The sequence below is a fragment of the Bacillus sp. DC4300-2b2 genome, assembly GCF_049895685.1.
Lineage (GTDB): Bacteria > Bacillota > Bacilli > Bacillales > Bacillaceae > Bacillus > Bacillus safensis.
In genome coordinates, this window is record NZ_JAFCSW010000003.1 from 158520 (window position 1) to 172603 (window position 14084).

Here is a 14084-nt window from a genome sequence, read left to right on the forward strand (position 1 = left end):
TCTTTTCCAATTATCTGTTAAGCCTAAATAAATAGGTGGAATAAATCTTGATCTTTATTCACTTCAACATAGTGGAAGCCTTTTTTATCCATCCGCTCAATCAGCGCGGCATAGTCATCTCTTTCTTTCAATTCGATGCCAACTAGCGCAGGACCTTTGCTTCGATTGTTCTTTTTCGTATATTCAAAGCGTGAGATATCGTCATTTGGTCCTAACACTTCATCTAAAAATTCTCGAAGTGCTCCTGCTCTTTGCGGAAAATTGACAATAAAGTAATGTTGAAGCCCTTCATAGATCATCGAGCGTTCTTTGATTTCCTGCATTCTGCCGATGTCATTATTTCCTCCACTGACAATGCAGACAACATTTTTGCCTTTAATCTCCTCGCGATGGGCATCTAATGCTGCGATCGGCAATGCGCCTGCCGGTTCTGCTACAATCGCACATTGATTATACAGCTCCAAAATTGTTGTACATACTTTCCCTTCTGGTACTAGACTGATTTTATCAACAACAGACTGAAGCGATGTAAACGTCTTTTCGCCAATCCGCTGAACCGCTGCTCCGTCCACAAACTTATCAATCGAATCAAGTGTCACAACCTCGCCCTTCTCATGTGACGCATGCAGTGAAGCTGCGCCAAGCGGTTCGACTGCAATGATTTCGGTTTCTGGTGAGATATTTTTGATATATGTACCAACACCAGATAACAGACCTCCACCTCCGACACTTGCAAATAAAAAGTGAGGCTCCACTTCGATATCATTTAATATTTCGACAGCAGTCGTTCCTTGTCCTGCCATCACATCCAAATCATCAAACGGATGGATAAATTCGCGCTTTTCTTCATCTCCGCATTTTACGGCTTCATGATACGAATCATCAAACGTATCTCCGGTTAAGATAATTTCAACATATTCTTTTCCGAACAGCTCCACTTGTGATACTTTTTGCCTTGGAGTCGTAGCAGGCATAAAAATTTTCCCGTGGATGCCTAAATATTTACAAGAATAGGCAACACCCTGCGCGTGATTTCCAGCACTTGCACAGACAATGCCATTTTCTAGTTTATCTTTTGGAAGCTGGCTCATTTTATTAAAAGCGCCTCTTAATTTAAAGGAACGAACTACTTGAAGATCCTCTCTTTTTAAGTAGACATTACATTCATATCGTTCAGAAAGTCGCTCATTTTTTTGAAGTGGTGTATGAATGACTACATCCTTCAAATTTTGATGGGCTTTTAAGATGTCTTTCACTTGAATTAGCGTATTTTCTTTGAGCAACGGTTTCATGTACAAGATCCTTTCTCTTTAACCTTATTTAATTTGTCATTATAACATGAATATTCAAAAAATAAACCAATAGATCATGTATCCATCATAAATTTTAAAAACTTTTTCGTTTTCCTGTACATTTGTTTTAATTGGGTGTTACAATTGAACCAATTAGAACCACAAAGAAAGGAATCACCCTATGGCTACACATTCGTTCACGTCTATATATGGAGATCATCAAGACATCAAACATGCAATTCATCTGGCAAAACAATTCTCGAAAAACGAGCAGCCGGTCTTGATAACAGGAGACACCGGCACAGGCAAAACACTATTTGCCCAAGAAATGGCGAACGCATCTATTCCACACGCAGCAATGACACACATGTATTGCCCCATCTTGAATGAAGAAATCTTACAGAAAGCCTTCACAGAAAAAAACAATCAAATTCTTTATTTAGATGAGGTCGCCGCATTAAGTATTCCTATGCAGCACAAGGTCATTCACTTTCTAGAAACGTCTGCAACAAAAGTTATCGCTTCTTCGTCTTTATCAATAGAGGCACTCAGGGTTTCTTCTACCTTTTTACCCGAGCTGTTTTATCGTCTGAATGTTCTTCATTTGGCTCTTCCGGCTTTAGCTGAACGAAAAACAGACATTCCTGTGTTAACAAATGCTTTCTTTCAAGAGCTGAACATGGCTCCTGACATTGATCCAAGCGTTTGGGAAGCCTTGCAGCAGTATCCATTTGAAGGAAATGTGCAAGAGCTCAAAAATATCGTTCATTACGCTGCGTCCATACTCGAGGGCCACACGGTATTTTTACATCATTTACCTCCCTTTGTATTAGCACCTCTTCCCTCAGCCGTGAAAGGTAAAAAGGAAGAACACCAGCTTACACTAATGGAAAAACAAGAGTTTGTTTTCTTGCTGGAAGCCATTAAATCCCTCAATGAAAAAGGAGAAGCGGCCAGCAGACGCATCTTATCTGAATTAAGCAAACAAGGAGACATTCCGCTCACCCCTCAGCAGGTGAGAAACCGCTTAGATGATCTTGAGAAAAAAGCATACGTGACGAAAGGAAAAGGCAGGGCCGGAACGAAAATTACACTTGAAGGTCTTTCATTCCTGAAGTCGCTTGATGGTTATATACCTGTTCAATAAAAGGAGGACATCCATTGTTTACTGTAAAAGAAGAAATTGCAAACGCCATTACACATGGCATTGGTGTTATTTTATCCATACCAGCTATTGTGTTTCTCGTCTTATTCGCTGTTCAATACGGCACCGTCACAGACATTATCAGCTTTTCGATATTTGGTGCATCCATGCTGCTGCTCTATTTAAGTTCAACCTTGCTTCATAGCATTCGGCACAAAAAAACAAAAGATATTTTTGAAATCCTCGACCACTCGGCTATTTATGTATTGATTGCTGGTACATATACACCCTTTTTACTTGGACCACTAAAAGGTGCACTCGGCTATACGCTTCTTGCGATTGTATGGGCGCTTGCTGCTGGTGGGATTGTCTTTAAAATCTTTTTCGTCAAACGTTTTATTATCGTATCTACTCTCGTCTATTTATTAATGGGCTGGATGATTATCATTGCCATCAAACCGCTTTATATCCAATTAACAGGTGCAGGATTTGGACTCTTACTGTTAGGCGGCATATTATATTCAGTCGGAACCATCTTTTATATTTGGCGGAAAATCCCCTATCACCATGCGATTTGGCACAGCTTTGTTCTCGGCGGCAGTGCATCGATGTTCTTCTGTATTTTATTCTATTGCGTAAACATTCCTGCTGCATGAAAAAAACCAGCATCCACTATCCGGGTGCTGGTTTTTTCTATGCACGTTTTTGTGCGTAATCACTGATCATGACAGGTGCTTTAATATGAATATCGACATTGACAGGACGCAGTCTTTTCACGATCTTCCCAGTTAAAAGACGATCCGTTCCGCTCGTTTGAATCGGTACAAGCGGACAATCGAATTCTGCAGCAAGTGCCTCTGCAATATGACGATACTCTTCTGAAAGCAGTAGACTCTGCCCAGACATGATTCTTTCCTTTGCTTCTTCTAATAAGACCTCATCCGTTTGATTCTGATGAATGACCGCCATTTTTTTAAGCCATTGTTTTAAAATCGGATACCGAAAGAGCTTCGGCTTTGCCATGAAAGCAAATGGCTGCTCAAGGTGGCCAGTCAATAATGTCGTCGTGACTGGATTCAGCTCTTTTGTGACATAGATAACCGGGCCATCTGGTAGCTTCTTTTGCTGATGAATGGTCATGACTGATCCTGATTGATCAATACATCCCCGGGCAAACCTTTTTGCATGCTCATGAATGAGATGCATTCGTTTCGTATAAGAAATGCGTGGATCTGTTAATTCATGATCGTACAAATGCCTCATACTTTTTAAAAAGGATACAACAACATAAATCGTTAAAAACCAATAACGAAACAACCGGACTCCTCCTACTCACTTATCCTTTTTTGTCATAGACGATAAATTCATAATTGTAGGGGTTCTTTTCGTCACGATGGCCTTTTTCGCGTGATACAATCGTCCATTCATCTTCATTGTAATACGGGAAATAGCGGTCTCCTTCAAACGCATGATGAATGTGAGTGATATAGAGACGATCCGCATATGGCATCATTTCTTCATACAGCTTAGACCCGCCAATGATAAATAACTCTGTCTCCCTTTCCCCAATTGCCAAAATATCAGCAATTGAATGAACAACCTCGCATCCTTCTGCTTTAAAAGAAGAACTTGTGGTCAGCACAATGTTTCGGCGATTAGGCAGCGCTCGTCCAATGGATTCAAAGGTTTTTCTGCCCATGACAATCGTATGACCGCCTGTGACTTTTTTAAAATACGCTAAATCTGCTGGTAGATGCCAAGGCATTTGATTATCTTGACCTATGACTCTGTCTTCTCCTGTCGCCACAATCATGGAAATCATACACTGACTTCTCCTTTAATATGCGGATGCGGATCATAGTTCTCAAGCACAAAATCATCAAACGTAAAATCAAAAATGCTCTTTACATCCCTTGTGATGCGAAGCTTAGGAAGGGTGCGTTCCTCGCGCTCTAGCTGCATTTTCACCTGTGGAAGATGATTTTGGTAAATATGAGCATCTCCAAGTGTATGAATAAACTCGCCTGGCTCAAGATTTGTGACTTTAGCAATCATCATCGTTAGAAGAGCATATGAAGCGATATTAAATGGCACGCCTAAAAAGATATCTGCCGATCTTTGATATAGCTGGCAGGAAAGCTTCCCGTTTGATACGTAAAATTGAAACAGACAATGACAAGGAGGCAGCGCCATTTGATCAATTTCCCCCGGATTCCAAGCACTGACGATCAGTCGTCTTGAATTCGGGTTGTGCTCAATATCATGAATCAGCTTTGTGATCTGATCCACGGTCTCGCCGTCTCCACTCGCCCATGATCTCCACTGTGCACCGTACACACGGCCCAGCTCTCCATTTTCATCTGCCCATTCGTTCCAAATCCGGACACCATTTTCTTGAAGATATTTGACATTTGTATCACCTTTTAAAAACCAAAGCAACTCATGAATGATTGATTTCAGGTGTAATTTCTTTGTTGTTAAAAGAGGAAATCCTTCCTGTAAATCAAATCTCATCTGGTAACCGAACGTGCTGATTGTACCTGTACCCGTTCTGTCACCTTTTTCATCCCCGTGCTGTAATACATGACGGCATAACTCTTTGTATTGTTTCATTTTTTTCATCCTTTATTTATGTTCTTGTTGTAGTTTACCTTATTTCTGCTTTTCTTGAAACCAAAAAAACATGCCTGCATGATGAGCAGACATGTTTTTCTTTTACACTTGATTCACTCGTTCCTGCTCTTCATCCTTAATATCTTGGTGTGAGTGAGCAATGCGGCTTGCAGCTGCTGCGGCAAGTGCAGCGACTAGGTCATCAAGGAAAGTATGCACTTCACCTGGACGGCCTTCATCTAATTCACGAATAATACCAAATTTCTCTTTATCTAAATAACCGAAGTTGGTCAAACCGATTGATCCATATACATTGACAATGGAAAGCGGAATAATCTCATCAATTCCATATAGCGGCTCATCTGTTTCAACTAAGTGCTGTAAAGGTTCTGGCAAAAGCTTTTTTTCTGCCAGCTGATCAAGGGCAAGTCCTGTTAAAACTGCATGCACAATTTCCCTTTTATTCAGCACTTTTTCTACATTTTCAATACAGACACTAAGTGGAAGGTTTGGATGATATTTTTCTTGGAGTTTCAGCACAATGTGTGCGATATCTTCAATTTTCACTCCGCGATCGTTTAACATTTGTTTTGTAATCTGCACCATTTCGTTCATTGTATATTTTTTCAATTGGCATGACATCTCCTTCTAGTGGCTCATCCAGCTCGGTGGGGTGTTTTTATCCCAGTAAATATTACCGAGTTCATGATGCGTCTGGAATCCATCTTCTGCTGTATGGTAATGAAAGTTAAACCAATATCCGCTGTGAGGCGGCTGATCTCTTCTGACATGGAAACGGAGCAAATCTTCTCCGGTCTTGCGGTTGTAAATGTGGAAGATTTTTTCGCCATTTCCGCTTGAAGGCTGATCAGTTAAAACAACATCTTGAAATTTTTCGTCATCTTTGAAATTTGTTAAATAGTCGGTTAACACTTGTTCAATCTTCGGCTGAATCTCTTCTCTGTACTCGTCCTCAATGACAGGTGTGATTTTACGGCCAAATTTGAGAAAGGATTGATTTTCTGCATTTGAAAGCACCTCTTGCTTATATTGCTCAAAGGGATCTGTCTGCTCTTTGCTTTCCTCTTGCGTTAGTTCCCAGCTGCGCATTTCATCTGATTTATCATAAACAGCTGTATAAGGCGTTTTATCAGATGAAGAAAGTTCAGAGGGCTTGTCTGTCATCAAAGCCGACGGAGGAGAGACTAAACCAAAAGTTGCAATCGTAAAGAGCGCAACAAGCGTTTTTCTCATCCACATCTTCATGATATCTAATTCCTTCCATAAGTTATCATACTGCTATTCTAGCATATAATGAATTTTCAGTCATTCAATTTGGCCACCAATTTGAGACTTTCTTTTTCATAATAAAACGTTTACAATGGTAGCAAAGGCGACTAAAATTTGGGAGGAATGGGTATGCTTGAAGGGTTTTTCATTACGGCTTCCTTGCTGACGTTATTTTATTTTGTCTATATGGAGATTACAGATTAAAAGCCCTGAATAAGGGCTTTTTTAGATGGCTGCTAAGGAATTCAAGGGTTTGTTTAAAGGACTGAACCTTAGCGAGGGCTTTTTTCTTTCTCAATATATCCATAATGAAATTGGGCTGTTTTTCGTTTTAAAACGTGAAATTGATAGGAGTCTGCTAGAAATCGGGTGCTTTTCCAATGATCTTTTAAAACTACCCTTTTTCTCGCCACTCTCAGTGCTTCTTGGACGGCTATTTCGTGGTCAAAGTGGTGCTCTGCTGCATGACGAAGCGGGGCGATACTTGCAGATTCTTGAATTGTCTCCTCAAACATCGGATCAAAATAGACGACATCAAATGAACCATCAGAGAGCTTCTTTAGCTGCTCGATACTGTCTCCACTTACAACAGATATACGTTTCATCGCTTCATCTGCCTCTCTTATCCCTGTCTCCCATGTGTTTAGTCCTTCTCGCACCAGCAATGCTGTCATGGGATTCTTCTCGATACCAACGATCCTTCCATTCGTACCTACTCGCATGCTTGCTGTAATGGCATCTGATCCTAGGCCAAGCGTACAATCTAAAAAGGAATCGCCAGGCTGAAGCTGCGTGGCTTCGATTAAAGGATCCTTTTCCCCGCGCATGAGCCGCTTCACCCTGAACATTGCTGAGCTTGGATGGAAGAAAAACTTTTCACCATTTGGCTGATACCATTCGAATCTTTCTTTCCCCACAACAAGGACGTCTCCTTGTTTCATCGCAAGCTGCTTGACGGATTGTTTGCGCCTTTCTACATACTCGCCATGTAAATCCTCTGCAAGTGCCTTTGCTGTTTCAATTGTTTGTTCATTTGCTCTAAAGCTTGTTGTGATAAGCATGCGGTTCCTCCATTATGATCAAGAAAAAATGCCCTGATTTGATCACAGGACATTTCAACAGGTGTATTAGCAATGTTTTTCAAATGCAGACAAGACATTGTTCATGATGTCTTCCATTTCATGACCTTCAATTTCGTCACGCGGAATAAAATGAACGAGTTCATTTCCTTTTAAAAGTGCCATAGATGGAGACGATGGCTCTTCGCCTGTGAAGTATTCTCTCATTTTTGCTGTTGCTTCCCTGTCCTGGCCAGCAAAAACTGTTACAATTCGATCTGGTGTTTTTTCAGCCTTCATCACAGCTTGAGTAGCAGCTGGACGTGCTAAGCCGGCAGCGCACCCGCATACAGAATTGACAACCACAAATGTCGTTCCTTCTCTTTCTTGCATCGTTTGTTCTACTTCTTCTTCCGTTGTTAGTTCTTGAAATCCTGCACTTGTCAGCTCTTGACGCATCGGTACAACGAGCTGGCGCATGTATTCTTCATATGCCATTGACATAAAAAAGCCCCCTCTATAATCCTTATGTTGTGAATAAAGGATACTATAGAGAGAGCCAATTTTCAAATGTTCGATATCAGATTAAATTTTCATGATTCCGCCTGTATTGGCTGATGTCACAAGTTTGGAATATCTAGCAAGATAACCCGTTTTTACTTTTGGCTCAAAGCCTTTCCAGTTTGCTTTTCTTCTTTCCCATTCTTCCTCTGGAACATCTACGCTTAAAATGCGCTGCTCGATATCGACAACGACATGGTCACCATTTTCAACAAAGGCAAGCGGGCCGCCCTCAGCTGCCTCTGGAGAGACGTGTCCAATAGACAATCCGCGAGAAGCGCCGGAAAAACGTCCGTCTGTAATTAAAGCAACCTTTGGTCCAAGTCCCATGCCGACGATTTGTGAAGTAGGTGCAAGCATTTCAGGCATGCCAGGTCCGCCTTTAGGTCCTTCGTAGCGAATGATGACAACATGTCCTGCTTCTACTTTTCTATTAATGATGCCTTCAAGGGCTTCTTCTTGGGATTCAAATACGATCGCAGGTCCCTCATGGCGTGTGATCCCGTCTTGTACCCCGCCCGTTTTAATGATGGCTCCATCTGGCGCAAGGTTTCCAAATAAAACGGCTAAGCCGCCTTTTTCAGTAAACGGCTTGTCAATTGGATAAATGACGTTATAATCTTTTACCTCATGCCCTGCAATGTTCTCACCAAGCGTTTTCGCAGTGACGGTCATTGTATCTAAATGAAGAGCTCCCTCTTTTTTAGACAATTCATTTAATGCCGCTGTAACGCCGCCTGCTTCATGTAAATCCTCAATATAAACATCTGAAGCTGGAGCAAGTTTCGATAAATGAGGCACACGTTCTGCTACTTCATTGATGCGTTCAAGTGAATATTCAACACCTGCTTCATTCGCAATCGCCAATGTGTGAAGAACGGTATTGGTTGAACCACCAAGTGCCATATCTAATGCAAATGCATTATCAATTGCTTTTTCAGTGACAATATCCCTTGGTTTAATATCTTTTTTGATGAGCTCCATGAGTTGTTTTGCAGACTTCTTCGCAAATTCTCTTCGCTCTGGTGATGTCGCCAAAATTGTTCCATTTCCAGGAAGAGCAATCCCGAGTGCTTCGGCTAAACAGTTCATTGAGTTAGCTGTAAACATACCTGAACAAGATCCGCAGGTTGGACAGCCAAACTGCTCTAATTCATTTAATTCCTCTTCATTGATTTTACCTGACTGGTATGCACCAACGCCTTCAAATACAGAAGAAAGAGAAATTTTTCTGCCATCACTTGTTCTACCCGCTTCCATCGGTCCCCCGCTCACAAAGACAGTCGGGATATTCACGCGCATCGCTGCCATCATCATTCCTGGTGTGATTTTATCGCAGTTAGGAATACAAACCATTCCATCAAACCAATGAGCAGATACAACGGTCTCTACAGAGTCAGCAATGATTTCACGGCTTGGCAATGAATATCTCATCCCGATATGACCCATGGCAATTCCATCATCGACGCCAATCGTATTGAATTCAAATGGAACGCCGCCAGCTTCACGAATAGCTTCTTTCACAATCTTCCCGAATTCCTGAAGATGGACATGTCCCGGGACAATATCAATATAGGAATTACATACGGCAATAAATGGCTTGCCGAAATCCTCATCCTTTACCCCCGCTGCTCTTAGTAAGCTTCGGTGAGGTGCTCTGTCGATTCCTTGTTTAATCATATTACTGCGTAGTTCTGCCATCTGTTTAAAAAGCCTCCTATACTACAAGTCTTGTTGACTGCATGATTTTGAGTTGATTTTATTTTACAAATTTTCTGTTTATTTAGCCACCTATGAATGACTGATGACTAACATGGCTGCTGAAGCAAGCGCTCAGCAAGGTTCGTGTCATAAAATCTGACCTCCAATATTCTATATTGGTACTACTATATAGAGTTTTTTCACATATTTCAACAATATTCAAAATAATTTTTCTAAAAAAATTTTTCTGTCTATCTTTTTTAGAAAAACAAGCTGCTTTTCATTGGCAGCTTGTTCATTTTTCTCATCATTCTGATGCATTTTTTCTACTTTCTGTCATTTGCTTCCACACAGAGCCTTTCGCTTCTTCTCCATGCTCAATGCGTTCAATCGCCATTTTGACTTGAAGACTGACTTCAAACTCAGGGTCTTGTTCTGCTTCTTTTAATGCTTCAAGTGCCGTTTCGTCCCCTTCTTCATAAAGGAACATAGCTGCACGCCAGCGGACGAGCTTACTCGGGTCCTTTAATGCTGCGATCATAGCCTCTATAGCACTTGGGTCACCAAGGTCAGAAATACAGTCGCCAGCTGTTCTGCGGACCGTCACTGTTTTGTCTTCGAGCCCCTTATATAAAATAGGCAGAATGGCAGGATCTTCAATCATGCCAGCATTCACAACGGCTTGCCTGCGAATAGACGTTTTTGGATCCTCCATTGCTTTCATTAAAACAGGTATATCCTTTTGCTCTGGCTGCATTTGCTCTAAATGGGCAAAACGTTTTTTCCAATCTTCCTCTTGCAGCATTTCTTCTGTTACATCATATGCTTTTCGGTTCACCTGTCTATCTACAGCTTCCTGCCCTTCTTTAACTGCCTCTGTTAATCGGGCTAAACGCTCATCATCATATGCTGCTTGTAGCTCCTCTGTGACTTCCTGACCGATATCAGCAAATTCCCCAAAACGAACGCCGTGTTCTTTCCACACACGTTCAAACACGACATTGTCTGAGCTGCTTCTAAGCTTTAAAATGGCTGCTTGAAAACGTTCAGGCATGCCAAACCGCTCTTCTCTTTCACCGTCTGACAGTTTGACCTGCATCGGAATCCCATTAAACATTTGGACAAATACTTTCACTTCACCAAATGTGTCATCGCCTGACTGCGATCCTTCTTGAAGGCCTTCTGTTTCTTGTCCAAAGGCTTCTCTGACCTGCTGTAAAATACCCTGCCAGTCAAACTTTGCATTTCGCTCGACTGCTAAGAAATCTGCGACATGATAAACCCCTTTTACACCTTCAATGCTTAAAATACGCTTGATCATTTCTGGGGCTTCGTCTTTTTGATCCTTTTTGTAGTTGTTGCTTTTACCGCCGGCAAGTGCTTCTGTCAAAATAACCTTCATGGTATTCGGACTTGGCGTCGGTTCTATGGCTGTTATTTTCATTGACTATCTCCTCCTTACACACATAAAGACCCTACTCATCTGTAAGGCCGCATTCTTCTTTCCATTTCTTGATAAATAAACTCATCAATTCATGCCGCTCATCAGCAAGCTGCTTCCCTAAACGAGTGTTCATCAAGTCTTTTAATTTGAGCAGTTTTTCTTCCATATGCTTTAGCACAGAGCCCTGCTGCGTGTCCTTTGTATAATGGGGCTCACCTGTTGCGCCAGCATACGTAAACACTCTAGCGATACCGCTTGCTCCTATCGCATCCAGCCTATCCGCATCTTGAACAATAGCCCCTTCTAACGTCATCGGCCTAAACTGCTTATGCCGGTGACGAAAAGACATCGTTGTAATGATGTCCATGATATAGCGGATATCCCGCATGTCCAATTCCCACAAAAGAAGCTGGTGCTCAAGCTGCTCCTTAGTGACTTTCCATTCACTTGACAGCTTTTCATCAATGACATCATGTACAATTGCCGCCATTTCGATGATAAATAAAGAGCCGCCTTCCTGACGTGCAATACGGACGGCAAGCTGGCGCACACGAGCAACATGAGCCGCATCGTGTCCAGTTGGTTCATCCTTCAGCCTGTCTGAAACAAAGGAGGCAGCTGCCTCCAATTGTTTTCGCTGCATGACTGTCAGCATCTTATTTGTCCAACAGAGCGATGATTGAGCTTTCTAATTCTTTTGGTGGCGTTTTTGGAGAGAACCGTTCAGTGACTTCTCCGTTTTGGTCCACGATAAATTTTGTGAAATTCCATTTCACTGTTTTTGTCCCAAGCACACCTTTCGCTTCACTTGTTAAATGCTTGAACAGCGGGTGCGCCTCTTCGCCATTGACATCTACTTTCGCAAACATAGGGAAGGTCACTCCATAATTCAAAGAACAAAATTCTTGAATGGCTTCTTCTCCTTCTGGCTCTTGGTTCATAAATTGGTTACACGGAAATCCTAAAATTTCAAGGCCCTTTTCATGATATTGATCATATAGCTCTTGTAATTGTTTAAATTGAGGAGTCAGTCCGCATTTGCTTGCTGTGTTTACAATAATGAGCACTTTTCCTTTGTAATCTGCCATCGATTTTTCCTGACCGTTAATGGTCTTGACCTGAATATCATAAATTGACATCTCATAGCCTCCTAGGATTCACTTTTTCCTATCGTAACATGCTTCTTTTAGAAAATCGCTTTTTATGCTCCCGTTTAAAAGAGTCCTGTCACACTGCCGTCTTCTAATAAATCCATTTCGAGAGCCGCAGGTTTTTTAGGTAATCCAGGCATTGTCAAAATGCTTCCGGTTAAGGCCACAATAAATCCTGCTCCTACAGATGGCTTTAACTCTCGAATCGTAATGGTAAAGCCTTTAGGTCTGCCGATTAAAGCTGGATCATCTGAAAGAGAATATTGTGTTTTTGCCATACATACCGGCAAATGAGCCCAGCCGTTTTCCTCAATGGCAGCCAGCTGCTTTCTTGCTTTAGTTGTGAGCGTGATCCCATCTGCCCCGTAAACCACTTTGGCCACTTTAGATAACTTTTCTTCGATGGAATCGTTCTCTTCATACAAATAGGTAAAGTTGTTCTTTTTCTTTTCAATGAGTGCCGCTAGTTCCTCGGCAAGAGCTGTACCGCCTTCTCCTCCTTCTTCCCATACATTCACGGCTTTAACTGGATGGCCATGTTTGCCGCACCAATCTTCTATCGCTTGAATCTCTTCTTTTGTATCCGTAATAAAACGGTTTACCGCGACAATATATGGAAGACCAACAGCTTGAACGGTTTCAATATGCTTTTCTAAATTATGTATACCTTCTAATACGGCGTGTGCATTCTCTTCTTTGAGTTCGGTTTTCTTCATTCCACCATGCATCTTTAATGCTCTCACTGTCGCCACAATAACAACTGCACCAGGTTTGAAATCACCAGCTCTTGTTTTAATGTGAAGGAACTTTTCTGCTCCAAGATCTGCTCCAAATCCAGCTTCTGTTACGACATAATCAGCTAATTTTGCTGCCATTTTGGTTGCAATTAAACTATTGCATCCATGTGCAATATTGGCAAAAGGACCGCCATGGACAAGGGCTGGGGTTCCTTCAATCGTTTGAACAAGGTTCGGCTTGAGTGCGTCTTTTAAAAGTAACGTCAAGACACCTTCATATCCAAGTGCTCCCACTGTGACTGGCTCGCCTTCTTGATTATAGGCAACAACAATAGAAGAAAGACGTTTTTTTAAGTCAGATAAGTCTTCTGCTAAACAGAGGATCGCCATCATTTCGGAAGCAACTGTAATGTCAAATCCGTCTTCTCTAGGATACCCATTTAACTGACCGCCAAGTCCGACAACGACTTGTCTTAATGCACGATCGTTTAAATCAAGCACCCGCTTCCATACAATGCGGCGCGTGTCGATGCCGAGTTCATTTCCGTGATGGATATGGTTATCAATAAAAGCAGATAAGGCGTTATGTGCAGATGTAATGGCATGAAAATCTCCTGTGAAATGAAGATTGATTTCTTCCATTGGCAGCACCTGTGAATATCCTCCGCCCGCTGCCCCGCCTTTAATCCCCATTGTAGGACCTAATGATGGTTCACGCATCGCAATGATCGCTTTTTTGCCAATTTTTTCAAAGGCTTGACCAAGGCCGACTGTTACCGTGGATTTCCCCTCACCTGCTGGCGTTGGGTTGATGGAAGTGACAAGAATCACGTGTCCTTCTTTTTGTTCCTTTAAACGGTCAAAAATAGTCAAAGATATTTTCGCTTTTGTGAAACCATAGCATTCTAATTCTTCGTCATGTAGTTGCAGCTTTGCTGCGATGTCTTGAATTGGTCTCAGCTTAGCCTTTTGGGCAATGTCAATATCTGATAAATGCTTTGTGATCATAACAAAACGGCCTCCTTTTTTTACAGAAACAGCATTCTTTTTTGCTCTATTTTTCATTGTAACATAATTGAAACATTGAAATATC

General features: G+C 41.7%; 15 protein-coding genes. 2 read left to right on the forward strand and 13 right to left on the reverse strand.

Annotated elements, in window-relative coordinates:
- Nucleotides 1-23: 23 nt before the first annotated feature.
- Nucleotides 24-1292, reverse strand: coding sequence for a threonine ammonia-lyase IlvA (gene ilvA, locus ACP69X_RS10650; RefSeq protein ID WP_025093104.1), 1269 nt, complete (start codon nt 1290-1292; stop codon nt 24-26).
- A gap of 181 nt (nt 1293-1473) precedes the next feature.
- Here ilvA and ACP69X_RS10655 point away from each other — a divergent pair, with 181 nt between their 5' ends.
- Nucleotides 1474-2439: a sigma 54-interacting transcriptional regulator gene (locus tag ACP69X_RS10655; protein ID WP_075611539.1), complete on the forward strand. Its 966-nt coding sequence runs from the start codon at nt 1474-1476 to the stop codon at nt 2437-2439.
- 14 nt (nt 2440-2453) lie between these two features.
- Nucleotides 2454-3092: a PAQR family membrane homeostasis protein TrhA gene (trhA, locus tag ACP69X_RS10660; RefSeq protein ID WP_024428144.1), complete on the forward strand. Its 639-nt coding sequence runs from the start codon at nt 2454-2456 to the stop codon at nt 3090-3092.
- Nucleotides 3093-3129: 37 nt separating this feature from the next.
- Here trhA and ACP69X_RS10665 read toward each other — a convergent pair whose 3' ends face one another.
- The 12 genes from ACP69X_RS10665 to ACP69X_RS10720 form a co-directional block, all read right to left on the reverse strand.
- The gene (locus ACP69X_RS10665; protein WP_075611540.1) at nt 3130-3753 is read right to left on the reverse strand and encodes a lysophospholipid acyltransferase family protein; all 624 of its coding nucleotides are present in this window, start codon (nt 3751-3753) and stop codon (nt 3130-3132) included.
- 19 nt (nt 3754-3772) lie between these two features.
- Complete coding sequence (locus ACP69X_RS10670; RefSeq protein ID WP_041085778.1) at nt 3773-4258, reverse strand: dihydrofolate reductase; 486 nt, start codon at nt 4256-4258, stop codon at nt 3773-3775.
- The gene (locus ACP69X_RS10675; protein WP_041085780.1) at nt 4255-5049 is read right to left on the reverse strand and encodes a thymidylate synthase; all 795 of its coding nucleotides are present in this window, start codon (nt 5047-5049) and stop codon (nt 4255-4257) included. The genes ACP69X_RS10670 and ACP69X_RS10675 overlap by 4 nt, the downstream gene beginning before the upstream one ends.
- 102 nt (nt 5050-5151) lie before the next feature.
- Nucleotides 5152-5679: a phosphatidylglycerophosphatase A family protein gene (locus tag ACP69X_RS10680; protein WP_024422735.1), complete on the reverse strand. Its 528-nt coding sequence runs from the start codon at nt 5677-5679 to the stop codon at nt 5152-5154.
- An 18-nt stretch (nt 5680-5697) separates the two neighbouring features.
- Entirely contained in the window at nt 5698-6315 is a 618-nt protein-coding gene (locus ACP69X_RS10685) for a YpjP family protein (RefSeq protein WP_073979700.1), read from the reverse strand.
- Nucleotides 6316-6611: 296 nt separating this feature from the next.
- The gene (locus tag ACP69X_RS10690) at nt 6612-7400 is read right to left on the reverse strand and encodes a class I SAM-dependent methyltransferase (protein WP_075611541.1); all 789 of its coding nucleotides are present in this window, start codon (nt 7398-7400) and stop codon (nt 6612-6614) included.
- Nucleotides 7401-7466: 66 nt separating this feature from the next.
- A complete protein-coding gene (locus tag ACP69X_RS10695) occupies nt 7467-7901 on the reverse strand; it encodes a BrxA/BrxB family bacilliredoxin (RefSeq protein WP_039179382.1) in 435 nt (144 codons plus the stop codon).
- Between the two features lie 81 nt (nt 7902-7982).
- Entirely contained in the window at nt 7983-9659 is a 1677-nt protein-coding gene (gene ilvD / locus ACP69X_RS10700) for a dihydroxy-acid dehydratase (protein ID WP_024422739.1), read from the reverse strand.
- A gap of 307 nt (nt 9660-9966) precedes the next feature.
- A complete protein-coding gene (locus ACP69X_RS10705; RefSeq protein WP_411264221.1) occupies nt 9967-11103 on the reverse strand; it encodes a conserved virulence factor C family protein in 1137 nt (378 codons plus the stop codon).
- Between the two features lie 31 nt (nt 11104-11134).
- Nucleotides 11135-11758 carry an HD domain-containing protein gene (locus tag ACP69X_RS10710; protein ID WP_411264222.1) on the reverse strand — a complete coding sequence of 208 codons (624 nt, stop codon included), beginning with the start codon at nt 11756-11758 and terminating at the stop codon, nt 11135-11137.
- 1 nt (nt 11759) lies between these two features.
- A complete protein-coding gene (locus ACP69X_RS10715; protein ID WP_041085791.1) occupies nt 11760-12242 on the reverse strand; it encodes a glutathione peroxidase in 483 nt (160 codons plus the stop codon).
- Nucleotides 12243-12316: 74 nt separating this feature from the next.
- Nucleotides 12317-13999 carry a formate--tetrahydrofolate ligase gene (locus ACP69X_RS10720; protein ID WP_426052673.1) on the reverse strand — a complete coding sequence of 561 codons (1683 nt, stop codon included), beginning with the start codon at nt 13997-13999 and terminating at the stop codon, nt 12317-12319.
- Nucleotides 14000-14084 lie beyond the last annotated feature (85 nt).

Coding starts and splice junctions, on each gene's coding strand:
- ilvA (WP_025093104.1), bottom strand. CDS start 1,292: ATGAAACCGTTGCTCAAAGAAAATACGCTAATTCAAGTGAAAGACATC.
- ACP69X_RS10655 (WP_075611539.1), top strand. CDS start 1,474: ATGGCTACACATTCGTTCACGTCTATATATGGAGATCATCAAGACATC.
- ACP69X_RS10670 (WP_041085778.1), bottom strand. CDS start 4,258: ATGATTTCCATGATTGTGGCGACAGGAGAAGACAGAGTCATAGGTCAA.
- ACP69X_RS10675 (WP_041085780.1), bottom strand. CDS start 5,049: ATGAAACAATACAAAGAGTTATGCCGTCATGTATTACAGCACGGGGAT.
- ACP69X_RS10685 (WP_073979700.1), bottom strand. CDS start 6,315: ATGAAGATGTGGATGAGAAAAACGCTTGTTGCGCTCTTTACGATTGCA.
- ACP69X_RS10690 (WP_075611541.1), bottom strand. CDS start 7,400: ATGCTTATCACAACAAGCTTTAGAGCAAATGAACAAACAATTGAAACA.
- ACP69X_RS10695 (WP_039179382.1), bottom strand. CDS start 7,901: ATGTCAATGGCATATGAAGAATACATGCGCCAGCTCGTTGTACCGATG.
- ilvD (WP_024422739.1), bottom strand. CDS start 9,659: ATGGCAGAACTACGCAGTAATATGATTAAACAAGGAATCGACAGAGCA.
- ACP69X_RS10705 (WP_411264221.1), bottom strand. CDS start 11,103: ATGAAAATAACAGCCATAGAACCGACGCCAAGTCCGAATACCATGAAG.
- ACP69X_RS10710 (WP_411264222.1), bottom strand. CDS start 11,758: ATGCTGACAGTCATGCAGCGAAAACAATTGGAGGCAGCTGCCTCCTTT.
- ACP69X_RS10715 (WP_041085791.1), bottom strand. CDS start 12,242: ATGTCAATTTATGATATTCAGGTCAAGACCATTAACGGTCAGGAAAAA.
- ACP69X_RS10720 (WP_426052673.1), bottom strand. CDS start 13,999: ATGATCACAAAGCATTTATCAGATATTGACATTGCCCAAAAGGCTAAG.